General features: G+C 66.8%; 27 protein-coding genes. 11 read left to right on the top strand and 16 right to left on the bottom strand.

The window, feature by feature from the left end; all coding sequences use genetic code 11:
* Window positions 1-3: 3 nt before the first annotated feature.
* The 6 genes from pspB to ACNI3R_RS09945 all read left to right on the top strand — a co-directional run bounded on the left by pspB (window position 4) and on the right by ACNI3R_RS09945 (window position 1,957).
* Window positions 4-267: an envelope stress response membrane protein PspB gene (pspB, locus tag ACNI3R_RS09970; RefSeq protein WP_426182719.1), complete on the top strand. Its 264-nt coding sequence runs from the start codon at window positions 4-6 to the stop codon at window positions 265-267.
* Between the two features lie 39 nt (window positions 268-306).
* Complete coding sequence (gene pspC, locus ACNI3R_RS09965; RefSeq protein ID WP_426182716.1) at window positions 307-690, top strand: envelope stress response membrane protein PspC; 384 nt, start codon at window positions 307-309, stop codon at window positions 688-690.
* A 157-nt stretch (window positions 691-847) separates the two neighbouring features.
* Window positions 848-1,150 (top strand): hypothetical protein, encoded by a 303-nt coding sequence (locus ACNI3R_RS09960; protein ID WP_426182713.1) that lies wholly within the window; start codon window positions 848-850, stop codon window positions 1,148-1,150.
* Window positions 1,151-1,159: 9 nt separating this feature from the next.
* On the top strand, window positions 1,160-1,417 hold the full coding sequence (locus ACNI3R_RS09955; protein ID WP_426182710.1) for a hypothetical protein: 258 nt from the start codon (window positions 1,160-1,162) through the stop codon (window positions 1,415-1,417).
* A 23-nt stretch (window positions 1,418-1,440) separates the two neighbouring features.
* On the top strand, window positions 1,441-1,689 hold the full coding sequence (locus ACNI3R_RS09950; protein WP_426182707.1) for a hypothetical protein: 249 nt from the start codon (window positions 1,441-1,443) through the stop codon (window positions 1,687-1,689).
* Between the two features lie 22 nt (window positions 1,690-1,711).
* On the top strand, window positions 1,712-1,957 hold the full coding sequence (locus tag ACNI3R_RS09945; RefSeq protein WP_426182704.1) for a hypothetical protein: 246 nt from the start codon (window positions 1,712-1,714) through the stop codon (window positions 1,955-1,957).
* 17 nt (window positions 1,958-1,974) lie between these two features.
* Here ACNI3R_RS09945 and ACNI3R_RS09940 read toward each other — a convergent pair whose 3' ends face one another.
* The 4 genes from ACNI3R_RS09940 to ACNI3R_RS09925 are packed head-to-tail and all read right to left on the bottom strand — an operon-like array spanning window position 1,975 to window position 5,438.
* Window positions 1,975-2,562 carry an ABC-type transport auxiliary lipoprotein family protein gene (locus tag ACNI3R_RS09940; protein ID WP_426182701.1) on the bottom strand — a complete coding sequence of 196 codons (588 nt, stop codon included), beginning with the start codon at window positions 2,560-2,562 and terminating at the stop codon, window positions 1,975-1,977.
* A gap of 5 nt (window positions 2,563-2,567) precedes the next feature.
* Entirely contained in the window at window positions 2,568-3,515 is a 948-nt protein-coding gene (locus ACNI3R_RS09935; RefSeq protein WP_426182698.1) for an MlaD family protein, read from the bottom strand.
* A gap of 7 nt (window positions 3,516-3,522) precedes the next feature.
* Window positions 3,523-4,341, bottom strand: a complete 819-nt coding sequence (locus ACNI3R_RS09930; RefSeq protein ID WP_426182696.1) for an ABC transporter ATP-binding protein — start codon at window positions 4,339-4,341, stop codon at window positions 3,523-3,525.
* Window positions 4,341-5,438: an ABC transporter permease gene (locus tag ACNI3R_RS09925; RefSeq protein WP_426182694.1), complete on the bottom strand. Its 1,098-nt coding sequence runs from the start codon at window positions 5,436-5,438 to the stop codon at window positions 4,341-4,343. The genes ACNI3R_RS09930 and ACNI3R_RS09925 overlap by 1 nt, the downstream gene beginning before the upstream one ends.
* Before the next feature lie 104 nt (window positions 5,439-5,542).
* On the opposite strand from ACNI3R_RS09925, the gene ACNI3R_RS09920 reads away from it, so the two are divergent.
* Window positions 5,543-6,214, top strand: a complete 672-nt coding sequence (locus ACNI3R_RS09920; protein ID WP_426182692.1) for an HAD family hydrolase — start codon at window positions 5,543-5,545, stop codon at window positions 6,212-6,214.
* A gap of 40 nt (window positions 6,215-6,254) precedes the next feature.
* Here ACNI3R_RS09920 and ACNI3R_RS09915 read toward each other — a convergent pair whose 3' ends face one another.
* Window positions 6,255-6,737 carry a CHAP domain-containing protein gene (locus tag ACNI3R_RS09915; RefSeq protein ID WP_426182689.1) on the bottom strand — a complete coding sequence of 161 codons (483 nt, stop codon included), beginning with the start codon at window positions 6,735-6,737 and terminating at the stop codon, window positions 6,255-6,257.
* Between the two features lie 232 nt (window positions 6,738-6,969).
* Window positions 6,970-8,292, bottom strand: coding sequence for a dihydroorotase (locus ACNI3R_RS09910; protein ID WP_426182687.1), 1,323 nt, complete (start codon window positions 8,290-8,292; stop codon window positions 6,970-6,972).
* A gap of 103 nt (window positions 8,293-8,395) precedes the next feature.
* On the opposite strand from ACNI3R_RS09910, the gene ygfZ reads away from it, so the two are divergent.
* From ygfZ to ACNI3R_RS09890, 4 genes are all read left to right on the top strand, one after another.
* Window positions 8,396-9,076 carry a CAF17-like 4Fe-4S cluster assembly/insertion protein YgfZ gene (gene ygfZ / locus ACNI3R_RS09905; RefSeq protein WP_426182685.1) on the top strand — a complete coding sequence of 227 codons (681 nt, stop codon included), beginning with the start codon at window positions 8,396-8,398 and terminating at the stop codon, window positions 9,074-9,076.
* Between the two features lie 82 nt (window positions 9,077-9,158).
* A complete protein-coding gene (locus ACNI3R_RS09900; protein ID WP_426182682.1) occupies window positions 9,159-10,286 on the top strand; it encodes a zinc-binding dehydrogenase in 1,128 nt (375 codons plus the stop codon).
* Between the two features lie 10 nt (window positions 10,287-10,296).
* On the top strand, window positions 10,297-11,331 hold the full coding sequence (locus tag ACNI3R_RS09895) for a catalase family peroxidase (RefSeq protein ID WP_426182680.1): 1,035 nt from the start codon (window positions 10,297-10,299) through the stop codon (window positions 11,329-11,331).
* Window positions 11,328-11,858: a cytochrome b gene (locus tag ACNI3R_RS09890; RefSeq protein WP_426182677.1), complete on the top strand. Its 531-nt coding sequence runs from the start codon at window positions 11,328-11,330 to the stop codon at window positions 11,856-11,858. The genes ACNI3R_RS09895 and ACNI3R_RS09890 overlap by 4 nt, the downstream gene beginning before the upstream one ends.
* A gap of 9 nt (window positions 11,859-11,867) precedes the next feature.
* Here the strand turns inward: ACNI3R_RS09890 and ACNI3R_RS09885 are convergent, their stop codons facing one another.
* The 10 genes from ACNI3R_RS09885 to ACNI3R_RS09840 form a co-directional block, all read right to left on the bottom strand.
* Window positions 11,868-13,199, bottom strand: a complete 1,332-nt coding sequence (locus ACNI3R_RS09885; RefSeq protein WP_426182674.1) for an MFS transporter — start codon at window positions 13,197-13,199, stop codon at window positions 11,868-11,870.
* Window positions 13,200-13,287: 88 nt separating this feature from the next.
* Window positions 13,288-14,589: an Hsp70 family protein gene (locus ACNI3R_RS09880; protein WP_426182671.1), complete on the bottom strand. Its 1,302-nt coding sequence runs from the start codon at window positions 14,587-14,589 to the stop codon at window positions 13,288-13,290.
* 59 nt (window positions 14,590-14,648) lie between these two features.
* On the bottom strand, window positions 14,649-15,776 hold the full coding sequence (locus ACNI3R_RS09875) for a hypothetical protein (protein WP_426182668.1): 1,128 nt from the start codon (window positions 15,774-15,776) through the stop codon (window positions 14,649-14,651).
* Window positions 15,777-15,894: 118 nt separating this feature from the next.
* Window positions 15,895-18,579, bottom strand: coding sequence for an aconitate hydratase AcnA (acnA, locus tag ACNI3R_RS09870; protein WP_426182666.1), 2,685 nt, complete (start codon window positions 18,577-18,579; stop codon window positions 15,895-15,897).
* A gap of 101 nt (window positions 18,580-18,680) precedes the next feature.
* Window positions 18,681-19,112, bottom strand: a complete 432-nt coding sequence (locus ACNI3R_RS09865) for a DUF6628 family protein (RefSeq protein ID WP_426182663.1) — start codon at window positions 19,110-19,112, stop codon at window positions 18,681-18,683.
* A gap of 77 nt (window positions 19,113-19,189) precedes the next feature.
* Window positions 19,190-20,515 (bottom strand): bifunctional folylpolyglutamate synthase/dihydrofolate synthase, encoded by a 1,326-nt coding sequence (locus tag ACNI3R_RS09860; RefSeq protein WP_426182661.1) that lies wholly within the window; start codon window positions 20,513-20,515, stop codon window positions 19,190-19,192.
* 47 nt (window positions 20,516-20,562) lie between these two features.
* Window positions 20,563-21,417, bottom strand: coding sequence for an acetyl-CoA carboxylase, carboxyltransferase subunit beta (accD, locus tag ACNI3R_RS09855; protein WP_426182658.1), 855 nt, complete (start codon window positions 21,415-21,417; stop codon window positions 20,563-20,565).
* Window positions 21,414-22,229 (bottom strand): tryptophan synthase subunit alpha, encoded by an 816-nt coding sequence (trpA, locus tag ACNI3R_RS09850; RefSeq protein WP_426182655.1) that lies wholly within the window; start codon window positions 22,227-22,229, stop codon window positions 21,414-21,416. Before trpA ends, accD begins: the two co-directional genes overlap by 4 nt.
* 34 nt (window positions 22,230-22,263) lie before the next feature.
* Entirely contained in the window at window positions 22,264-23,481 is a 1,218-nt protein-coding gene (gene trpB / locus ACNI3R_RS09845) for a tryptophan synthase subunit beta (RefSeq protein ID WP_426182652.1), read from the bottom strand.
* Window positions 23,478-24,122 (bottom strand): phosphoribosylanthranilate isomerase, encoded by a 645-nt coding sequence (locus ACNI3R_RS09840; protein ID WP_426182650.1) that lies wholly within the window; start codon window positions 24,120-24,122, stop codon window positions 23,478-23,480. The genes trpB and ACNI3R_RS09840 overlap by 4 nt, the downstream gene beginning before the upstream one ends.
* Between the last annotated feature and the right edge of the window lie 69 nt (window positions 24,123-24,191).

Here is a 24,191-nt window from a genome sequence, read left to right as displayed (position 1 = left end):
GCGATGGAAGGTCTCGTCCCGATCGGGGTGGTCGGCATCCTCTTTCTCGGCCTGCCCTGGCTGGTCTTTCACTATGTCACCCAGTGGAAGAAGAATGGCGGGCTGACGGTCGAGGACGAGAAGCTTCTCGACGACATGCATGAAATGGCCCGTCGCCTGGACGATCGCGTCGCCACGCTGGAACGGATCCTGGACAGTCAGGACCCCAGCTGGCGGCCGCGCCAGGTCGCAGAGCGTGGCCAGGAGGAATGGCGCCGCGATCACTGATCGCCAGGACGCCGACAGAACAGGAAGGGAAGGTTCGAAATGTCCGCTCGCCGCACAAAATTCTATGTCGACAAGCGCAACCGCAAATGGCTGGGCGTCTGCGCGGGACTTGCCGACTATACCGGGATCGACGTCACGCTGGTCCGCGTCGGCACCGTGTTGCTGACCCTGATCGGGGGCTTTCCCTGGACATTGGTCGCCTATCTGCTGGTCAACTGGCTGGTCGACGACAAGCCGCGCGAATTCTACGAAAGCGACCGCGAGGAGCAGAAGTTCTGGCAGACCGTGCGGGCCCGGCCCGGCGCCTCGGTCCGTGACGTCCGCGCCCGCTTCCGCGACATCGATCGCCGGATTGCCGATGTCGAGACGCACGTCACCAGCCACAATTCGGCGCTGGCCCGCGAGATCGACGCGCTCCGCTGAGCTGCGCTTCGCGCCGGATCGCCAAGGCCGTCGAGGCGCGGCACCGTCAACATCATGGCGTTCGTCGAACCGGGAATGATGTTCGTCGAACGGTCGAACCGACAGTCCTGTAAACAGCGATGGCTGTCGGGTTAGGGGAAGACAGATGGATATTCCGATGGCAGTTCTGGTGCCGGGTGCGACGATCGTCGCCATTCTCGGTGTCGCCGGCTGGATCGTGACGACCTGGCTCAGGGTCAAGCATGGCTATCCGCTGGAGAACAGCTGGGGCAAGGCTGTCTATCCGCGCAGCAGCGACGAGACGATGGAGCGGGTCAAGCTCCTCTCCGGCGAGAATGCCCAGCTTCGGGCCGAACTGTCCGCCGTCAAGGAGCGGCTCGCCACGGTCGAACGCATCGTCACCGACAGCAGCTTCCGCCTCGACCAGGAAATCAACGCCCTGCGCGGCCCGGCCAACTGAGGTCCTCTTATGGTCAATCTCTTTTACTACATGATCGCCAGCATTCCGCTGGTCGCCATCCTCGGCTGGGTCGCCACCGAATGGATGTCGCTGCGGAAGAAGCAGATCGAGGTCCTGTCCAGGGACACCGCCGAGAAGGCCGCCCAATATGCGGCGAAGACCGAACGGCTCGAACAGCGCGTTGCGGTGCTCGAACGGATCCTGACGGACCGTTCCACCGATCTGGCAGCCGAGATCGATCGTCTGCGCGATCAACCACTCAACTGATTGCATCCGCGAGGAGAAGCAGGATGAACCCCTTTGAAATGGTCGTGCTGATCGTCGCCATCACGGCGGTCACGAGCATATTCCGCGCCAAATATGGCGTTACGCGCAAGGGCGAAAAATGGGCCCGGCGCGACAATGGTGACACCGAAAGGCTGCGGGAAGAGATGCGCCTGCTCAAGGAGCGGGTCGCCGTCCTCGAACGCATCGCCACCGAAAATGACCGCGGCATGGCCCTCGATCGCGAGATCGAGGCGCTGCGCCGGGTCGACTGATCCTCAAGGAAGGAACGGGACCATGATCGACTCTACCTTCTGGCTCACCGTGAGCGGGGCGGGACTGATTGGCCTCGGCGTCGTCGCCTGGGCGGCGCTGGCCGGCTGGCGCGGCTGGCTCGAACTGGAAAGGATGCGCCTCGAGCGGCGCATTCCGGTTGCGAGCGAGCCATCGCTCGGGCCGTCGCCCGCCGCGCGTATCGAACTGGCCGATCTCAAGGAACGTATCCGCAAGCTCGAAGCGATCGCCTCCGGCGTCGACCTCTGACACGCCGCCGGTCGGGCTCAGCCCTGACCGATCCAGTCCGCCACGTCCGCCGCCACCTGATTGGCGGCCTGATTGAGACCCGCCGTCACGCTCGCGGCGTCCTCGCCCGCCACCGGGATACGCGCCTCGAACCTGCGGGTCTTCACCTCGTCGCTGCCCGCCCGCGCCAGCGTTGCGTCATAGGTCACCAGAACCTGCCGCTGTCCACCGAGCAGCTGGAAGGCGATGAGCGTGCCTCCGAGGCGATTGTCCGGGGTGATCGACGCATTGCGATGGTCCGGCACGAAGCGGCCGGTCTTCGCCTCGATCGTCTCGGCGAGAACCGAGCGGAAGAGGGCACCGGGCGTATCGACCCAGGCGACCTTGGGCAGATAGGCGAAGGTCATGCCCGTCTGCACCGCGATGCGCTGGTTTCGCAGCTGCGAGGGAAGGGCGGGCATCGCGACGCTGACGGCCTGCGCATCGCGGGCGACCTTGGCGGTGCCGGCCGGAACGGTCGCCTGCGCGGTCAGACCCACCAGCCGCTCGGGCGGATCCTCACCCAGGCTGACGCAGCCCGACAGAAGAACGGCGGCAGAAACGGCGATCAGCGAACGGCGCAGCATGACCCTCAATCCTTCGACTTATAATCGGGAAGCTTAGATCCGCCGAGCACGGCGCCGGCGCCGCCCCGGTCGAGCTTCGACGAAATGGCGTTCAGCGAGTCCGACATCTCGGCGATGTTGCGAACGAGCTGGTTGATCTGTGGCACAGTCTCGGACGAGAAGCTCTTCAGGCCCGGACGGGCGTCGGTGATCGCCGCGTCGAGGGTCTCCAGCGTGTGCTGGGCCGAAGCGGTCGCCTTGTTGAGATTGGCCATGGCCGGGCGGACATCGCTCTGAACAACGCCGTTGGTCGTCTCGGCCAGTTCGCCGACGCGTTCGGCTGCGAGGCCCGCCTGCTCCATCGTGGTCTTCAACTGGACGACGGCGGCCGCGATCTCCGGGCCACGATTGGCCAGGTCGCCCGACAGCCGGTCGACATTGGCGAGGATGCCGGTGATCGATTTCTGATTCTTTTCGTTGAGCAGTTCGGTGAGCCGTCCGGTCAGCGTGGAGATGCGCTGAAGCAGTTCGGGCGCCGAATTGAGCAGTTCGCCCAGCGCACCCGGCTTGGTCGGGATCACGGGAACGCCGTAAGGTCCCGGCTCGACGATCGGCGGAGCATTCTTGACCGCACCATCCAGATTGACCTGACTGACCCCGGTGAAGCCGACGCCCGCGATGGTGGCGGTCGTGCCCTGGAGGATCGGCGAGTCCTTCTCGACCGCGATGCGGACGCGAACGAATTCGGGGCTGTCGGGCATCAGCCGGATCTCTTCGACCTTGCCGACGGGGACGCCAGAGAAGTTCACAGGCGACCCTTTGGCGAGGCCGTCGACCGACGTCTTGAAGAAGATGTCGTAGCGCTGGATGCTGTTGGTGTTGAACCCCGCCAGCCAGACGATAAACGCCAGCAACGCCACGAGCAGGGCCAGAACGACCCCGCCGACGAGCACATGATTAGACCGGGTTTCCATCAGTCCCTCATTCCCCGGCGCCCTTTGCAGCCGCCCGTTCGGCGGCATCGGCCGCCACTCGCCCACGTGGGCCGTTGAAATATTCCTGAATCCACGGATGGTCCAACGCCAATAGTTCCGGGATCGTTCCAACCGCGATCACGCGCTTGTCCGCCAGCACGGCGACCCGGTCGCAGATGGCATGCAGCGTGTCGAGGTCGTGGGTGATCAGGAAAACGGTGAGTCCGAGCGTCTTCTGCAGCGACCGGATCAACTCGTCGAAGGCGGCGGCACCGATCGGGTCGAGCCCCGCCGTCGGCTCGTCAAGGAACAGCAGCTGCGGATCGAGCGCAAGTGCTCGCGCCAGACCTGCGCGCTTCTTCATACCGCCCGACAGTTCGGACGGATATTTGGGACCCGCCTCCGCCGGCAGGCCCGACATGGCGACCTTATAGGCGGCGATCTCGTCGAGCAGCACCGGATCGAGCCGGGGATAATATTCGCGGATCGGGACCTGGACATTCTCGGCCACGGTCAGCGTCGAGAACAGCGCGCCGCCCTGAAACAAAACGCCCCAGCGGCTGCGGACCTGCTTGGCCTCGCTTTCGTCGCGGTCGATCATCGGCTCGCCGAACACCTCGACCGTACCGATCACCGGGCGCTGCAGCCCGATGATCGAGCGCATCAGCACCGACTTGCCGGTACCCGATCCGCCGACGACGCCGAGGATCTCGCCGCGACGCACATCGAGATCGAGCCCCTCATGCACGATCTGGTCACCAAAGGCATTGCGCAGACCCTGCACCCGGATGACGATATCCCCGTCATGGACGTTCAGCCGCGCCATCAGATCCACCCGATCGAGCTGAAGAACACGGCGAACACCGCGTCGATGACGATGACGAGAAAGATCGCCTGAACCACCGAGGCGGTCGTGCGCAGGCCGACCTCCTCGGCATTGCCCTTGACCTGCATGCCCTGGTAGCAGCCGCACATCGCGATCAGCAGCCCGAACACCGGGGCCTTGATAAGGCCGACCCACAGGTCGGTCATCGGCACCACCTCGCGGATGCGCTGGATGAAGGTTATCGGCGGTATGTCGAGGTCGATCCAGCAAAAGATGCCGCCGCCGATGATGGCCACGACCGCCGCGTAGAAACCGAGCAACGGCATCAGGATGACGGTCGACAGGACGCGTGGCAGGATCAGTGCTTCCATCGGTGATACGCCGATCGTCCGCATCGCGTCGATCTCCTCGGCGAGTTTCATCGAACCGAGCTGTGCGGCGAAGGCGCTGCCCGAGCGGCCCGCGACCATGATCGCGGTCATCAGCACGCCCAGCTCGCGCAGGGTTATGCGCCCGATCAGGTTGACGGCGAACACTTCCGCCCCGAACTGCCGCAGCTGCACTGCGCCCTGCTGGGCGATGACGATACCGATCAGGAAGCTCATCAGCCCGACGATCGCCAGCGCCTTGACGCCGACGACCTCGAACTGGCGCGTCATCGCGTTGAAGCGGAAGCTGCGCGGGTGGGTGATCAGGCCCCAGAGGCCGATCATCGTTGCGCCGAAGAAGCCGACCAGTCCGCGCAGCGAATCGAGCGATGCATAGACTGCGTCGCCGATCTCGCGCAGCACGCGCACGAAAGGCGGGCTCGAATCGGGTCGGATCTTGAGCGGCTTGTCGGCGGCGGCGAGCTGTTCGAGCAGCTGGCAAACCTCTTCGTCGGCGCCGACGACGCGTGCATCGCAACGCCGCACGATCCGGTGGACGAGCCACGCCCCGACCGTGTCCATCCGGTCGACGTCCTTGAGGTCGATTTCTTCCGGGCTTGCGTCGAGCGCCGACAGCCGGCGCGACAGATCACCGATCCTGGCGAGCGTCAGCTCGCCGGAAAAGCGCAATATGCCCTGATCGAACTGAAAATCGGCGGGAGCGTTCATCAGACCCAGGAGTGGCGCAAAGACCGGAGATCGGCAAGCATCCGTAATGAAATGTGTCGCCCCGTGATTTGTTCCTTGCCAATTGTTGCTTATAGGGCGGGCCGATGACCGAACTCGCGATCTACGACATGGACCGGACGATCACCCGGACCGGCACCTTCACCCCCTTCATGATCCACGCGGCCACGCGGCTGGCGCCCTGGCGCCTCGTCTTCGTGCCCTTCGCCGCCGGGGTGATGCTGGCTTATGTCTGCAAGCTGATCGAGCGCAAGCGCGTCAAGGAGCTCAACCAGGCGATGCTGATCGGGCGTCGCATCCATGCCGACCGGCTGACGCCGATCGCCGAGAGCTTCGCCGACCACATCCTGAAGCATAATGTCCGGGCCGGTGCGCTGGAAAGCCTGGCCGAAAACCGCGCCGCCGGTCGCCGGCTGGTGCTGGCGACGGCGTCGTCGCGCATCTGGGTCGAACCGATCGCCCGGCGGCTGGGCATGGACGATGTCATCGCCACCGGGGCGATCAAGGGCATCGACGATTATGTCAGCCACAAGGTCGATGGCGAGAATTGCTATGGTCCCGCCAAGCTGCGGATGATCCAGGCATGGATGGGGCTGGAGCGGCTCGACCGCTCGGCATGCCGTATCCGCTTCTATTCGGATCATATCTCCGACGTGCCGGTGCTCGAATGGGCGGATGAGGCGATCGCGTCCAATCCCCATGCGGGGCTGCGCGAGGAAGCGCGCCGTCGCGGATGGACGATCGTCGACTGGGATTGAGAAGAAGCATCGAACCGGCGCTTGGGCGCCGGGAGGGTGATCAGCCCTCGGCGCTCTGCAGCGCCTGAACGGCGGCGGCGGTGGACGTGGAGCCATCCTTGTAGATGAAGCCGTTGACCGGATAGGCCTTGTTGCCGACCTTGCCGATCGGTGCGAACCACACCTTGACCTGGCTCCAGTCGTTCGACGGCGAGGCGTCGACCACGGTCACGTCACGCTCGACCTGGCCGCGGCGGCCATTGATGACCGACCAGTTTGCGTGGGTGATCTTGATCACGCGGTCGCTGACGACCTTCGTCACGGTGGCGACATGGCCCGAGCGCATCGAGCCGATCGCCTTGAACACCATCACCGAACCGATCTGCGGGGTCGAGCCGCGCAGATATTTACCGACCGCCTGGTTCCACCAGCTGGCGGCGGCGCCGAACAGCTGGATGCCGGAGAACATGCGGGCAAAGGGTGCGCACTGGATGGTCTGGGCCTGGGCGGCGGACGGCGCGATCGCCATGCAGGCAAGCAGCATGGAACCAATCATTGCGCGCGTCGTTCTGGTCATTTGGATTCCCCAACCCGTCCCGTAGCCTGTGACTGGCAGCACAGACGGCGTTAGGAAAGCCCATCACGGTTAAGCTGCCGCTCATATTCGGCGAGTCGTTTGCGCCAAGCGATGACCTGCATCTTATCCACAGGCGGCGGCACGGTGGCGCAACGATCGGCTGAAAGCGTGCCGTGGCGTCAGGGGGCGAATCGCCCGATCAGGCCAGCGGCACGCTGTCGAAACGGACGGGCTCTCCGATCGCCGAATCGGCCAGGCTGCCTTCCCACATCACGCGATTGCCACGAATGATCGTGCCGAGCGGCTTGCCCGTCAGCGCCATGCCGGTGAAGGGCGACCAGCCGCAGCGCGAAGCCAGCCAGCTTTCCTCGATCGTCCAGCGCGCCTTGAGGTCGACGATGGTGAAATCGGCGTCATAGCCGAGCGCGATCCGTCCCTTGTTGCGAAGACCGAACACGCGCTGCGGGCCGGCCGATGTCAGCGCGATCAGATGCTGGAGCGTCAGCCGCCCTTCGGCGACATGGTTGAGCATCAGCGGAAGCAGCGTCTGGACGCCGGGCATGCCGCTGGGGGTGGCGGGATAGGTCCGCGCCTTTTCCTCGATCGTGTGCGGCGCGTGGTCCGATCCCAGCACATCGGGTACCCCCTGACGGAGGTAATGCCAGAGCCCGTCGCGATGCGCGCCCGAACGGATCGGCGGGTTCATCTGGGCATAGGTGCCGAGGCGCGGATAGGCTTCCTCGCCGGCCAGCGTCAGATGCTGCGGTGTCACCTCGCAGGTGGCGATGTCCTTGTTCTGGGCGATCAGTGCCAGCTCGTCGGGCGTGGTGATGTGGAGGATATGGATGCGCCGGCCGGTCTCGCGCGCGATCCGCAGGATGCGGCGGGTGGCGAGGATGGCGCTTTCGTCGTCGCGCCACACCGGATGGCTCGACGGGTCGCCCTCGATCCGCTCGCCCTCGCGCGAAATCATCCGCGCTTCATCCTCGGCATGGATCGCGACCCGGCGGCTGCCCGAACGCAGCACGCGCGCCAGATGCTCGTCCTCGGCGACGAGCAGGCTGCCGGTCGACGAGCCCATGAAGATCTTGACCCCTGCGGTGCCGGGTAGCCGCTCGAGCTCGGCCAGCGCCTCGGCATTGGCGGTCGTGGCGCCGACGTAGAAGGCATGATCGCACCACATGCGGTGATGGGCGCGGGCGAGCTTGTCGGCGACGGCTTCGGCCGAATCGGTGTTGGGCTTGGTGTTCGGCATCTCGAACACGGCGGTGACGCCGCCGAGCACCGCCGAGCGGCTGCCGCTCTCCAGATCTTCCTTGGTTTCGAGCCCCGGTTCGCGGAAATGGACCTGGCTGTCGATTACGCCCGGGAGCACGTCTAGCCCGGTGCAGTCGATCGTCTCGCCAGCGTCGCCCGTGACGCCGATGCCCGCAATGCGTCCGTCCTTGACGCCGACATCGGCCGCGATCGGCCCGCCGACGGTCCACACCGTTCCGTTCTTGAGGATCAGGTCATAGGTCATGTGCAGCCACCATCGTTGCGCCGGCGGAGGCGATGTCGCGATCGGCACCTTCTCCGCGTCGGCACGGGTTAACTTCCGGCGGAGATGCTCCTACCTTCTGCGCATGTCCGATACCACCCTCATCGATCGCGCCGTCATCCGTCTTTCGGGACAGGGCGTCCGCGACTTTCTCCAGGGCCTCGTCACCAACGACGTCGCCGGCCCGCTGCCGGTCTGGGCGGGCCTGCTGACGCCGCAGGGCAAGGCGCTGTTCGACTTCCTCATCTGGGCCGATCCCGCCGATGCGGAGGATGATCTGCTGATCGACTGCGAGGCGGACCAGGCGGAGGCGCTGGTGCGGCGGTTGACGCTCTACCGCCTGCGCCGGCCGATCACCATTGCGCGCGACGAGACGCTGGCCGTGCATTGGTCCGCGACGGGAACGGAGGGCGTAGCCGACCCCCGACTGCCGGCGCTCGGCCGCCGCTGGCTCGCGCCCGCCGACGGTGCTGCGCCGGGCTGGCACGCGCATCGCAAGGCGCTCGGCGTTGCCGAAGGCGTTGCCGAACTCGGCTCCGACAAGACGCTGTGGCTCGAATGCAATGCCGATCTGCTCAACGGCGTGAGCTTCACCAAGGGCTGCTATGTCGGGCAGGAAAACACCGCACGGATGAATTGGCGGAACAAGGTGAACCGCCGGCTCGTCATACTCCCCGACGGCAGCGTCGAGCGCCGCCAGATGGACGGCCTCGATCCTGCCCTCGTGCCCGTCTGGATGACGGTCGAGGGCGGGCAGACCGCCTGAAGATCCTGCGGCGGAGCCTGTGCTTCGCCGGACCGAGCCGCGACGCCGTCGCCAGGGGCGACGGCCGCAAGGGAGAATGACGATGAGTTTCACTGGACGCGAACTTCGCTCGAACGTCGCCGAGGACGGCACATTGCGGCTGACGCTGGAAGAGGTCGCGCTCGATGCGCCGGCCGACGACGAGATCATCGTGCGGATCGAGGCGGCCCCGATCAATCCGTCCGATCTGGGGTTGCTCGTCGGCCCGGCCGACCTGTCGTCGATCCGCAGCGAGGGCAGCGCCGATCAGCCGGCCTTGGCATTCGACGTGCCCAGGGAGCGGCTGCGCGCGATCGCGGCGCGTATCGGCCAGTCGCTGCCGGTCGGCAATGAGGGTGCGGGCACGGTGGTCGCCGCCGGCGCTTCGGCCAAGGCGCTGGAGGGACGCAAGGTCGGCGCCTTCGGAGGCGGCATGTATGCCGATTATCGCAAGCTGAAAGCGAGCGAGGTGCTGGCGCTTCCCGATGGCGCGACCGCGGCCGATGGTGCGGCGATGTTCGTCAATCCGCTGACCGCGCTCGGCTTCGTTGAAACGGCGCGGAGCGAGGGGCACAAGGCGATCGTCCACACCGCCGCCGCCTCCAACCTGGGCCAGATGCTGCAGAAGATCTGCCTGGCCGACGGGATCCCGCTGGTGAACATCGTCCGCTCGGAGGAGCAGGCAGCGATCCTGCGCGACATCGGGGCCACCTATGTCCTCGACAGCCGCGCGCCCGACTTCCAGGCGCAGCTGCTGGCGGCGATCAGCGAAACCGAGGCGACGGTCGGCTTCGACGCGATCGGCGGAGGACGCCTCGCCAGCGACATTCTCACGGCGATGGAGCAGGCGGCCAATGCGCGTTCCAGCGGGTATAACCGCTATGGCTCGGAGGTGTTCAAGCAGATGTATCTCTATGGCGCGCTCGACCAGAGCCCGACCACGCTCAACCGCCTGGCCTTCGGCTTCCAGTGGGGCGTGTCGGCCTGGCTGCTGATGCCCTTCCTGCGCAAGGCCGGGCAAGAGGTGGCGAACCGGCTCCGCCAGCGCGTCGTTGACGAGCTGACGACGACCTTCGCCAGCCGCTACACCCGCACGATCAGCCTCGCGGAGGCGCTCGATCCGGACATTTTGCGCGCTTATGAGCGCAAGGCGACCGGCGAGAAATATCTGATCGATCCGAGCCGCGGCTGAGGACCACAGGATGACGACACCCAAGGGGAAGGCCTCGGCAGCGCGGCTGGCCGCTATCGTCGGCGTGATCGTGCTGCTGCTCGCGGCGTTTCTCTGGGCGTCGGGTCGCTTGGGCGGGCGGGGCCTGACGACGCAGAAGCTGATCAACCGGATGCAGGGCGAAAAGGTCTTCGCCGGCTTCCGCCGCGCCCATGCCAAAGGTGTCTGCCTGACCGGCAGCTTCCAGTCCTCGGGCGCGCTCGCCTCCTATAGCCGCGCACCGCTATTCGCGCGGGGCTCGACGCCACTGCTCGGTCGCTTCTCTCTGGGTGGCGGCAATCCGACGGCGCCCGATCTCAAGGCGTCGGTCCGCAGCCTCGCCTTCATGCTCGCGCAACCCGATGGGCAGCAATGGCGCTCGGCGATGAACACGCCGCCGGTGCTCGCCGTCGGTACGCCGCAGGCCTTTTTCGACCAGATCGGCGCGATGAAGCCCGACCCGGCGACGGGCAAGCCCGATCCGGCACGCATTGCCGCCTTCTTTGCGGCGCATCCCGAAAGCGCGCCCTTCCGCAGCTGGCAAGCCGCCTACAAGCCGAGCAGCAGCTGGGCGACCGAGCGTTACAACAGCATCAACGCCTTCTACCTTGTCGCACCTGATGGCACCCGCCGCGCTGTACGCTGGCAGGCGGTGCCGAAAGCGGCCGCGCTTCCCCTGCAGGAGAGCGACGATCCGCTGGCGCTGCAGAAAGAGCTTGCCGCGCGGCTCGCGCGCGGGCCGGTCGAGTTCGACCTGGTCTTCACTTTCGCGGGCGCAGGCGACGATCCCGACGATGCGACCAAGCCCTGGCCTGCGGATCGACAGCAGCTTTCGGCGGGCGTGCTGCGCATCACCGCGATGCGTCCGCAGGCGGGCGGCGCGTGCAATGGGCTGACCTTCGATCCGCTCGTCCTGCCGGAGGGCATCGCGCCGAGCGACGATCCCATCCTGCGGGCCCGTTCCTCGGCCTATGCCGAATCCTATCGTCGCCGTGCCCGTGAGACTGCCTTGGGAGACGCCCGATGAGCCGCACCAGCTTTCCCGCAAGCGCGCGGCTGATCCATTGGGCAATGGCAGCGCTGATCCTGTCGATGCTCTTCCTGGGCGTGTCGATGGTGACGAGCCTGTCGGGCTGGCACGATCCCGCCATCCTGCTGCACAAGTCCTTTGGCATCCTCGTGCTGCTGCTCGCCGCGTTGCGCCTGCTCAACCGGCTGCGTTTCACCGCGCCGCCGCTGCCCGCCGATCTCTCGCCGGCCCAGGTCTTCGCGGCCAAGGCGAGCCACTGGCTGCTCTATGCCGCGATGTTCGCGGTGCCGCTGTCGGGCTGGGCGATGCAGAGCGCGGCTGGCACGCCGGTGCGACCCTTCGGTCTGTTCACCTTGCCGCCGCTCGTCGCCCCCGACCTCGCCTGCTATGGCTGGCTGCGCGAGGCGCATTTCCTGATGAGCTGGGGCCTGTTCGCGCTGCTGCTGGTCCACATCGGCGCGGCGCTCCACCATGGCTGGGTGCGGCGCGACGATGTGCTCCGCTCGATGTTGCGCGGCGGCTGAGCCTGCCGGTCAGGCGGTCGCTGCGCGGTCTGCCTGGTCGATCGCGAGCAGGGAGACGCCGCGCGTCTCGCGCATCATCAGAGCCGATATCAGGCTGATCGCGCCCGCGCCGAGGATGTAGAAGGCGATCGGCTCCCACCGGTCATAGGCGCGCAGCAGCCAGGTCCCGATCAGCGGCGCCCAGGAGCCGGCGACGATCGCCGTTACCTGATAGCCGAGCGACACGCCGGAATAGCGCATCCGCGTCGGGAACATCTCGGCCATGATCGCGGGCTGGGCGGCATACATGAAGGCATGGACGACCATGCCGAGCAGGATCGCCGACAATATGATCCAGGCGCTGCCGGTGCCGAACAGCGGGAAGGCGACGAAGGGCCAGGCCATGGTGAGGGCTGCGCCGATCAGATAGACGGGTCGCCGCCCGATCCGGTCGGCCAGAGCCCCGACCGCCGGGATCACGAAGACATGGAGGAGATGCGCGCAGAACAGCAGCGTCAGGATCTCGGTCGTGTCGACGCCGATATGGGCGAGATAGGTGATCGAGAAGGTGACCACCATATAATAGAGGATATTCTCGCCGACGCGCAGGCCCATCGCGTTGAATACGCCGCGCGGATAGCGGCGGAACACCTCGGTCAGGCCATAGCCGGCCTCGGCCTTCTGCTCCGCTTCGGCCTTGGCCGCCTCGAAGATCGGGGAGTCGGTGACCTGGGTACGGATATAATAGCCGACCGCGACGATCACGACCGACAGCCAGAAACCGATCCGCCAGCCCCAGCTCAGGAACTGCGTTTCGTCGAGCGTTGCCGACAGCAGCAGCAGCACGACGGTGGCGAGGAGATTGCCCAGCGGCACACCGGCCTGCGGAAAGCTACCCCAGAAGGCGCGGCTGCGGTTCGGGCTGTGCTCCGCCACCAGCAGCACCGCGCCGCCCCATTCGCCGCCGAGCGCGAAGCCCTGGACGAAGCGCAGGAAGACCAGCAGCGCGGGCGCCCAATAGCCGATCGTACCGAAGGTCGGCAGGCAGCCCATCAGGAAGGTCGACAGGCCGATCAGGACCAGGCTGAACTGGAGCAGCGACTTGCGGCCGACTTTGTCGCCGATATGGCCGAACACGATCCCGCCGAGCGGCCGGGCGATGAACCCCACTGCATAGGTACCGAAGGCGGCGATGATGCCGTCGAGCTCATTGCCCGTCTGGGGGAAGAACAGCTTGCCGAAGACGAGAGTCGCGGCGGTGCCGTAGAGGAAGAACTCATACCATTCGACGACCGTCCCCGCCATCGACGCCCCCACGACCTTGCGGAGATAGGGAAGGTCTGCGGTCTGCTCGTGCTGCATGGCGGGACGACGCTCTCCAATGGCCGGTTGTGCCGCCCTCATAGCGCGATGCGGCGCCGGTGCCACGCCGCTCTTTGGAGAGGCCGGCTCACACCGTCCAGTCGGCGATGTCCTCCGCCTGGCCGATCAGCGCGAGCCCGTGCGCGATCGAGGTCAGCTCGCCGCCCAAGCCGAGCCGCTCCGCGCCGAAGCGGCGGGCGAACAGGTTGCGGATCGCCGGCAGCAGCGAAGAACCGCCGGTCAGGAACACCCGGTCGACCTGGTTCGCCGCGATCCCGGCGCCGAGCAGGGCCTCATCGACCGCCGCGTCGATGCGCGCCAGATCGGCGGCGATCCAGCCCTCGAACTCTGCGCGAGTCACTTCGCGATCGAGGTCGAGCCCGCCGCCGGTGAAGCGAAAGCGGGCGACCTCCTGCTCCGACAGCTGGCGCTTGAGCGTTCCCACCGCGTCGTAGAGGGCATAGCCCAGTTCATGCTCGACGATCGCGATCATCCGGCCGATCGCCTCGGGATCGAGCGCGCTGCGCCGGAGCTTCTCCAGTTCCTCCAGCGTGCGGCGGTTGCGCATCAGTGCCAGCCGCGACCAATCGGAGAAATCGGCGAAATAGCCGCCCGGAATCTCGAGCACCTTGTCGAAGGAGCGATAGCTGCCGCCTTTGCCGAGCAGCGGCAGCACGAGATTTTCGACGATGCGGCTGTCGAAGCGATCGCCGGCGATGCCGATGCCCGAGGAGCCGAGCGGAACGCAGCGCGGGCGTTCGTGCGGCGCGCCGACCCGCACCAGCGAGAAGTCGCTGGTGCCGCCGCCGAAGTCGGCCACCAGCAGCGTGGTCGGCTCGGTCAGGCGCGAGGCATAGCTGAACGCCGCGCCCAGCGGTTCATAGACATAATGAATCTCGGCCCCGAAGCCCGCGAACATCCTGTCATAGCGTTCGCGCGCCAGCGCCGCATCGGCGCGGGCGCCCGCATAGGTGACCGGACGGCCGATGACGATCCGGCGGCCGCGTGGGTCGAACGCCGGGCCGGCGTGGCTGCGCAGCCGTTCAAGAAAGAGCTGGCCCAGTTCCTCGAAGCGCAGGCGCTTGCCGAAGATCGACGCCTGATCGAACAGCGGGCTGGCGGCAACCGACTTGAACGACTGGATGAAACGGCTGCCCTGCGGATAGTCGAGATATTCGGCGATCGCCCAGGGGCCGGCTTCATGAGCGACGCCGCCGCGCGCGCCGTCATCCTCCCAGAAACACAGCGCCGAGCGGAATACCGCGCCCGTCGCACGGTCGCCCGCGAAGGACAGCAGCTCGGCGGTGCCGTCGGTACGGGCCTGCGCGACGACGCTGTTGGTGGTGCCGAAATCCAGGCCAATGGCCTCGCCGGCGCTGGGAGCGGACATGCTGGGCTTCTCCATGGGGCCGGCGCCTATGGCAGTCGCGTCCCCTCCCCGCAAGCCCGTCAGCCTTCCGTCCGGCCTGCGCCTGCGTCGCCAGCAGCGCGCCATTCGGCGAGCTTGCCCGCGATGATCTGCCCATGGGGGCGCGCTTTCTGTGCATATTCCATCAGGCGGATCGCGTCGTCGCGCGACAGCGGTGCCGCGCGCTCATAGGTCATCGCTATGTCGCGCAGGATGACGCCATCCGCCGGCGTGAGGGCGGCGGGGAAGATGCGCCGGATCAGCGCGGCCTGTTCGGGCGACAGCGCCTCGCCCCGGTCGGGCGCGGGCGATCGGGGCGGCGCGTAGAGGTCGATCCGCTCGGCGTGCGGGAGGCAGGCATTGAGCCGGTCGACCGCTTGTTCGTTACGCGCGATCACCGCGTCGCGCAGCGCTTCGTCCAGCGACGGTAACTGTCCGTCGATGTCGGGCAGCTCGTTGACGAGCGTATCGGCGATGAGGCGGCCATAGTCCGCGCCGAAGATCTGGTTGACGAAGCGGACGAAGGCCAGTTCGGCCAGGGTCAGCGAGCGGTTGACCCGGCCCACCTTCGCGGCATGCCCGCCCTCGACGATGGCGCGGACGCCGATGTGATCCAGCAGGCGCGGCACGATCGCGTCGCGGATCGCCGAATAGTTGAACAGGGTGAAGGCGATGCCCGCCCGCTCCATCGCGGCGACGAGATCGGCGGCGATGCGCGCGCTCGTCTCATGCTCGGCGAAGGCGGCGATGTCCTCGTGAAAGCCGCCACGCTTCACGGCCTGTTGATAGACCGACGGGAGCATCTCGATCGGGCTGCGCACGGCCATCAGGATTTCGAAATCATAGATGTCGCGGTAGCGGCCCTCGGCGGCAAGGAACGCGTCCATCCGCCAGAACAGATGCTCGCTCGAAAAGACATAGGTCGCGAAGCCCGGGGCCGCAGCCACGATCGGGATCACCTGCCCCTCGAACCAGTTTTCGGGGTCGAGATTGCCCGACATGACATGGCCGGCGCGCGCCTGCTCGGCGCTTGGATGATCGGGGTAGAGAACGCCCACGCTCTTCAGCAGATCATGATTGCGGGCCAGCGCCGATTGCAGCGCGGAGGTGCCGGTCTTGCCCTGGCCGATGTGCAGGACGATCTTCGGGCGGGCTTCGGACGCGATCATGGCGGGACCCTAGAGCGTCGGCGTCGCGGGCGGAAGCGGGATGCTTGCGGTTGCCGTGCGGGCATGAAAAAGGCCGGCCCGCAGCTGCGGACCGGCCCCTTTCTTCAAGCGTTTCCGATCAGGCGGCGAGCTTGCGCAGCACGTACTGCAGGATGCCGCCGTTGAGGAAATATTCGAGCTCGTTGACGGTATCGATCCGGCAGCGGGTCTCGAAGGTCTCGGTCGAGCCATCGGCGCGCGTCATCTTGACGCTGACCGTCTGGCGCGGGCGAAGACCCGCGACATTGTCGATCGAGAAGGTCTCGGTGCCGTCAAGCTTGAGCGTGGTGCGGTCGATGCCTTCGGCGAACTGCAGCGGCAGAACGCCCATGCCGACCAGGTTCGAGCGGTGGATGCGCTCGAAGCTCTCGGCGATGACGGCGCGGACGCCGAGCAGGTTGGTGCCCTTCGCCGCCCAGTCGCGCGACGAGCCGGTGCCATATTCCTTGCCCGCGATGACGACGAGCGCGGTGCCCTCGTCCTTGTACTTCATCGCCGCGTCGTAGATCGCCAGCACTTCGCCCGACGGGATGTGCTTGGTCAGGCCGCCTTCGATGCCCGGGATCATCTGATTCTTGATCCGGATATTGGCGAAGGTGCCGCGCATCATCACGTCATGGTTGCCGCGACGCGCGCCATAGCTGTTGAAGTCCGCCTTCGACACCTGATGCTCGGTCAGATAGCGACCGGCCGGGCTGTCGAGCTTGATCGAACCGGCCGGGCTGATGTGGTCGGTCGTGATCGAGTCGGCGAAGATCGCGAGCGGGCGGGCGTCGACGATGTCGCCGACCGGAGCCGGGGTCATCGACATGCCGTCGAAATAAGGCGGGTTGGCGACATAGGTCGAACCCGCGCGCCAGGTGTAGGTGTCCGAACCTTCGACGTCGATCGCCTGCCAGTTCTTGTCGCCCAGATAGACATTGGCATAGCGCTTGACGAACATGTCGGAGTCGATCGCCGAGGCGACCGTGTTCGCGACTTCGGCGGTGCTCGGCCAGATGTCCTTCAGATAGACGGGGTTGCCGTCCTTCGACGTGCCGATCGGATCGGTGGTGATGTCCCTGGCGGTGGTGCCGAACAGCGCATAGGCGACGACCAGCGGCGGCGAGGCCAGATAGTTGGCACGCACGTCGGGGGACACGCGGCCCTCGAAGTTGCGGTTGCCCGACAGGACCGCCGAGGCGACCAGGTCATTGGCGTTGATCGCCTTCGAGATCGGCTCGGGCAGCGGGCCCGAATTGCCGATGCAGGTGGTGCAGCCATAGCCGACCAGGTTGAAGCCGATCGCGTCGAGATCCTTCTGCAGGCCGGCCTTTTCGAGATAGTCGGTGACCACCTGCGATCCGGGGGCGAGCGAGGTCTTGACCCAGGGCTTCGCCTTGAGGCCGAGCGCGTTCGCCTTGCGGGCGACGAGGCCGGCGGCGACGAGGACCGACGGGTTCGAGGTGTTGGTGCAGCTGGTGATCGCCGCGATCACGACGTCGCCATGGCCGATGTCGAAATCGGTGCCCTCGACTGCGACGCGCTTGGTTGCCTCGTCGGCCTTCTTGTAGCCGTTGGCGAGCTCGCCATTGTAGCCGGCCGAGACCTGGCTGAGCAGCACGCGGTCCTGCGGGCGACGCGGACCGGCGAGCGACGGCTCGACGGTCGACATGTCGAGTCCGAGCGTGTCGGTGAACACCGGATCGGGCGCCCCGGCGACGCGCCAGAAGCCCTGCTCCTTGGCATAGGCTTCGACCAGCGCGACGGTCTCGGCCGAACGGCCGGTGAGACGCATATAGGTGATCGTCGCGTCGTCGATCGGGAAGAAGCCGCAGGTCGCGCCATATTCGGGCGCCATGTTGGCGATGGTGGCGCGGTCGGCGAGCGACAGCGCGTCGAGGCCCGGGCCGTAGAATTCGACGAAGCGGCCGACGACGCCCTTGGCGCGCAGCATCTGCGTGACGGTCAGCACCAGGTCGGTCGCGGTGATGCCTTCCTTGAGCGTGCCGGTCAGCTTGAAGCCGACGACTTCCGGGATGAGCATCGAGACCGGCTGGCCGAGCATCGCGGCTTCCGCCTCGATGCCGCCGACGCCCCAGCCGAGCACGCCCAGGCCATTGACCATGGTGGTGTGGCTGTCGGTGCCGACGCAGGTGTCGGGATAGGCGACGTCGACGCCCGAACCGTCGGGGGAGCTCCACACCGTCTGGGCGATGTTCTCGAGGTTCACCTGGTGGCAGATGCCGGTGCCCGGGGGCACGACCTTGAAATTGTTGAGCGCCTTCGAGCCCCAGCGGAGGAACTCGTAGCGTTCGCCGTTGCGCGCATATTCGAGCGCGACATTCTCGTCGAACGCCTTGGGCGTGCCGAAGCTGTCGACCATCACCGAGTGGTCGATGACGAGGTGGACGGGGACGAGCGGGTTGATCTTCTGGGCGTCGCCGCCGAGCTTGCTGATCGCGTCGCGCATCGCGGCGAGGTCGACCACGCAGGGAACGCCGGTGAAGTCCTGCATCAGGACGCGGGCCGGGCGATACTGGATTTCACGCTCGGACGTGGGGTTGTTCTGCCAGTCGACGATAGCCTGGACGTCTTCGGTGGTGACGGTCACGCCGTCCTCGAAGCGCAGGAGATTTTCGAGCAGCACCTTCATCGAGAAGGGCAGGCGCGAGATGTCGCCGAGCCGCTCGGACGCCTTGGCGAGCGAGTAATAGGCATAATGCTTGCCATCGACGTTGAGGGTGGAGCGGGTTTTGAGAGAGTCCTGACCGACGGCCGTCATTGGCTATGCCCCTATGCTGCAAATGCGAGAGTCGAGCGGGGCTATAGCGAGGGGTTCGCGCAAGGGAAAGAGGGAGAGGGCGGGTCGCACGACCCGCAGGATCAGCCGTCGAGCGGGCGTCCCAGATCGGCGAAGGCCTGTGCCACCGCCTGCGCGCTCGACAGCACCCCGATCGCCGTTTCCACACCCAGAAGGCGGCCGAAGGCGCGATGTGCCGAACCGGGCGTGTCGAGCGATACCGCGACCGCGTCCAGCAATATCGACTCCGCATCGGTCATCCGGCAGCAGCAGGACGGCGCGATCATGATCGTCCGCTGCGACGCGCGGGCGACTTCGGCCATCAGTGCGCGGACGAGGATCAGCGGGCGGCGGAACGACAAGCCGAAACTGCCGATCAGCATGAACGCAGCCTGGGCATCGTTGAGCCCGCCGACGCCCATCCGGCGAATGGTGAGCAGCAGGAGCCTGTTCCCCGAACGGTCGGGCGCGCCATGGGGCAGGAGGTGGGCGGTCGAGCTTGCTTCGTCGGACATGGTCATCTCTCTCACCGTTGGAAGGCAAGAGAAGCACGATAGCTAATGCGAGTCAATCGCAATAGTGGGGCGCCGGCTCAGTCGATGACGGTGCCGTTGGCGGCCAGTGTACGGCCAGCCAGATAGAGCGAGCCGCCGACAAGCACGGTCGGCGGAGCCGTGCCGCCACCCGCCGCGATGCGCGCCAACGCACCCTCGACCGAAGCCGCCGAATGGGCCTCGAAACCGGCCAGCCGGGCGATCTGGGTGAGATCGTCGCGGGCATGATGCTCATGCCCCGGCACCGGCACCATGTGGAAGCTGGCCGACAGGCGCCCCATCGCGGCCAGGAAGCCACCGGCATCCTTGTTGGCGAGAAGCCCCATCACGATGTGCAGCGGGCGACCCGATGCCTGGTGCGAGCGCAGGAAATCGCCGATCACCCGGCCGGCCGACGGATTATGGCCACCATCGACCCAAAGTTCCGACCCTGGCGGCAACATGTCGACGAGCGTGCCACCGCGCAGATGCTGGAGTCGGGCGGGCCAGTCCGCCCAGCCCATCGCCGCGCGCAAGGCCGAAGCGGGTATGGCGAGGCGATCCTGCTTGCGCAGCATCGCCACAGCGAGCGCGGCATTCTGGGCCTGGTGATGCCCGGCGAGCCCCGGCAGAGGCAGGTCGAGCTTGCCCTGGCTGTCGCGATAATGGAGCCGCCCCTGATAGGCGACCGCGTCCCAGGAGCCGCCCTTGGCATGCCATTCGCCGCCGGCCGCGCCGATCGCCTGGCCGACGCGGTTGGCGACCCTGTCCGGATAATGGAGCGTCATGATCGGCACGCCGGGCTTGGCGATGCCAGCCTTCTCCGCCCCGATTGCTTCGATCGTGTCGCCGAGGAAGCTCTGATGGTCGAGGCCCAGCTGGGCGATGCCGCAGATCATCGGCTCGGCGATCACGTTGGTCGCATCCAGCCGTCCGCCGAGGCCGACCTCGACGATGCAGGCATCGGCCGGATGGCGCGAGAAGGCGAGGAAGGCGGCGGCGGTGGTGACCTCGAAAAAGCTCGGAGCTACGCCCTCCGAGATATCGAGCACTTCGGCCAGCAATGCCGCCAGTTCGGCATCGTCGATCAGCGTGCCGGCGATACGGATGCGCTCGTTGAAGCGGATAAGATGGGGGCTGGTGAAGACATGCGCGGTCATCCCCGCGGCCTCGATCGCGGCGCGCAGATAGGCGCAGGTCGAGCCCTTGCCATTGGTGCCGGCGACATGGAAGACGGGCGGCAGCCGGCGCTCGGGATGGCCCAGCCGCTCGCATAGCTGCGCTATCCGCTCCAGCCCTAGGATGTCGGCGCCGGGCGACAGCAGCGACAGCCGATCTAGCTGGGCTTGTACCGCCGGGTCGCTGGAAATCGCATGGTCGGCCATCGTACCTGTCGCCGTCTCGAAAATCGGTCCGGAGCCCCCGGGCTGCCTCAGGCTGCCTTCTTGCCGGGGCAGAGATAGTCGATCAGCCGCGCCAGCTCCGCGCGCAGCTTGTGGCGCGACACGACCATGTCGAGCATGCCATGCTCGAGCAGATATTCGGCGCGCTGGAAGCCTTCAGGCAGTTTCTCGCGGATCGTCTGCTCGATGACGCGCTGGCCGGCGAAGCCGATCAGCGCGCCCGGCTCGGCGATCTGGATGTCGCCGAGCATCGCATAGGAGGCGGTGACGCCGCCCGTCGTCGGATCGGTCATCACGACGATATAGGGCAGACCCGCTTCGCGCAGCTTGGCGATGGCCACCGTGGTCTTGGGCATCTGCATCAGCGAGAGAATGCCCTCCTGCATCCGCGCGCCGCCGGCGGCGGTGAATACGATATAGGGACATTTGTCGGCGATCGCGGCCTCGGCGCCCGCGACGAAGGCCGCACCGACGGCAAGACCCATAGATCCGCCCATGAAGGCGAAGTCCTGCACGCCGATGACCGCCTTGAAGCCCTCGATCGTGCCGCGCGCATTGGCATAGGCGTCCTGCGCACCGGTCTTGGTGCGGGCTTCCTTGATGCGGTCGGTATAGCGTTTGGAGTCGCGGAACTTGAGCGGATCCTCGCGGACCTGCGGCGCGGGTAACAGCGTGTAGACGCCATTGTCGAACAGCTGGTCGAAGCGCGCGTCGGGGCCGATCCGGCCATGATGGCCGCATTTCGGGCAGACCGACAGGTTCGCCTCATATTCCTTGGCGAAGACCATCTGCTGGCAACCCGGGCATTTGTGCCACAGATTGTCGGGCGAATCCCGCTTGGTGATGAACGGGATCTTTTTGCGGACGCGGTCGAGCCAGCTCATGCGGCCTTCTCCTTCGCGGCGCGCCGGACGGCGGCGCTGAGGGTGGATGTGAAATCGCGGACATGCGGCGCGGCCGCCGCGCCATGCTCGCCGATCAGGTCGACGATGACCGATCCGACCACGACGCCGTCGGCCACGCGGCCGATCGCTTCGGCCTGTTCGGGCCCGCGCACGCCGAAGCCGACCGCGATCGGCAGGTCGGTCGCGGCGCGCAGCCGCTCGACCGCCGACTCGATGCTCGCCTGGCCGGCCTGCTGCATGCCGGTGATGCCTGCGACCGACACATAATAGACGAAGCCCGAGGCACCATCGAGGACGGCCGGAAGGCGCGCCGCGTCGGTCGTCGGGGTCGCCAGCCGGATCAGGTCGAGCCCTGCCGCGCGGAGCGCCGGGCCGAGCACCGAATCCTGCTCGGGTGGAATATCGACGCAGATCACGCCGTCGACGCCGGCCTTCGCTGCTTCGGCCGCGAACCAGTCGGCGCCACGGCGGACCATGGGATTGGCATAGCCCATCAGCACCAGCGGCACATCGGGGTGACGCTCACGGAAGGCGCTTGCGATCGCCAGCAGGTCGCCGGTCGTCGTGCCCGCGCCCAGCGCGCGCAGATTGGCGCGCTGGATCGAGGGGCCGTCGGCCATCGGATCGGTGAAAGGCATGCCGAGTTCGATCACGTCGGCACCGCCCTCGACCAGCGCGTCGAGCATCGCCGCGCTGTCGGCCGGGGTCGGGTCCCCGCCGGTGATGAAGGCAACGAGCGCGGCGCGCCCCTCGGCGCGGGTCCGGGCGAAGGTTGCGGACAGGCGGCTCATGCGTTCGACTCCGGTGCAATCGTCGGGGTAGTGCTCACATCTTCACCCCGAGGGCCTCGGCGACGGTGAAGATATCCTTGTCGCCGCGGCCCGACAGGTTGAGCACGATGATCTTGTCCTTGCCCATGGTCGGCGCGATCTTCTCGATCGCGGACAGGGCATGGGCGGTCTCGAGCGCGGGGATGATGCCCTCCAGCTTGGCAAGCCGCTGGAAGCTCTCGAGCGCCTCGGCATCGGTGACCGGGATGTAGCGCGCGCGGCCGATCTCGTGCAGCCAGCTATGCTCGGGGCCGATGCCCGGATAGTCGAGGCCGGCCGAGATCGAATGTGCCTCGGTGATCTGGCCGTCGTCGTCCTGAAGCAGATAGGTGCGGTTGCCGTGGAGCACGCCGGGGGTGCCGCCGGCGAGGCTCGATGCGTGCCGGCCGGTGGTGACTCCTTCGCCTGCGGCCTCGACCCCGATCATCTCGACATCGGGATCGTCGAGGAAGGGGTGAAAAAGGCCGATCGCGTTCGACCCGCCGCCGACGCAGGCGACGAGCATGTCGGGCAGGCGGCCTTCGACCTTCATGATCTGCTCGCGCGTTTCGCGGCCGATCACCGACTGGAAGTCGCGGACGAGTTCCGGATAGGGGTGCGGGCCGGCGGCTGTGCCGATGATGTAGAAGGTGTCGTGGACGTTCGCGACCCAGTCGCGCAGCGCCTCGTTCATCGCATCCTTGAGCGTCTGCGCGCCCGAGGTCACCGGCTGGACCTCGGCGCCGAGCAGCTTCATGCGGAACACATTGGGCTGCTGGCGGGCGACGTCGACCGCGCCCATGAAGATGGTGCAGGGCAGGCCGAAGCGCGCCGCGACGGTCGCGGTGGCGACGCCGTGCTGGCCCGCGCCGGTCTCGGCGATGATCCGGGTCTTGCCCATCCGCCGGGCGAGCAGGATCTGCCCGATGCAGTTGTTGATCTTGTGCGCGCCGGTGTGGTTGAGCTCCTCGCGCTTCAGATAGATTTTCGCGCCGCCCAGATGCTCGGTCAGCCGCTCGGCGAAATAGAGCGGGCTCGGCCGACCGACGAAATTGGCCATCAGGTCGTCGAGTTCGGCATGGAAGGCGGGGTCGGCCTGCGCCGCGCGATATTCGCGCTCCAGGTCCAGGATCAGCGGCATCAGCGTCTCGCTGACATAGCGGCCGCCGAACTGGCCGAAATGGCCCTGCTCGTCCGGTCCGTTGCGCAGCGTGTTCGTAAGCGAAGCGGTCATAATGATGCGATCCGTTGGAGGAAGGTGGCGATCTTGTCCACAGCCTTGATGCCGGGGGCGCTTTCGACGCCTGACGAAGTGTCGATCAGACGCGCGCCGGTCGTGCCGGCCGCACGCTCGACATTGTCGGTGTCGATCCCGCCCGACAATGCCCAGCGCTGCGGATGGTCGAAGCCGTCGAGCAGGGTCCAGTCGAAGCGCAGCCCCATGCCGCCGGGCAGCGTGCCCTCGGGCGTCTTGGCGTCGTACAGGATGACGTCGGCGACCGGGCGATAGGCATGCGCCGCGTCCAGATCGGCGCGGTTGCGCACCGAAATCGCCTTCCACAGGGCGATGCCCGGATGGCGCTGGCGCAGCGCAGCGAGGCGGGCCGGCGCTTCCTTGCCGTGCAACTGCAGCGCATCGATGCCGCCCGTGCGGACGGCCGCGTCTATCACATCATCCTCGGCGTCGACGAACACCCCGACCTTGCCGATATGGGGCGGCACCCGCATCGTCAGCGAACGCGCCTGTTCGAAATCGACGTTGCGCGGGCTCTTCGGGAAGAAGACGAAACCCAGATGCGACGCGCCATGGCGCACGGCGGCATCGACCGTTTCCGGCGTGGACAGGCCGCAGATCTTGGCGGTGACTCGCTGCATGGCGCGGTCTGTCGGACTCTGCGCCGCCCGCGTCAACCTGTCTGTCCGATCAGACAGCTCCTGCATTCC

It is taken from the genome of Rhizorhabdus antheiae (genome assembly GCF_049889055.1).
Lineage (GTDB): Bacteria > Pseudomonadota > Alphaproteobacteria > Sphingomonadales > Sphingomonadaceae > Rhizorhabdus.
The sequence above is the reverse complement of the archived record's forward strand: the minus strand, read 5'-3'. Positions and strand labels throughout refer to the sequence as shown.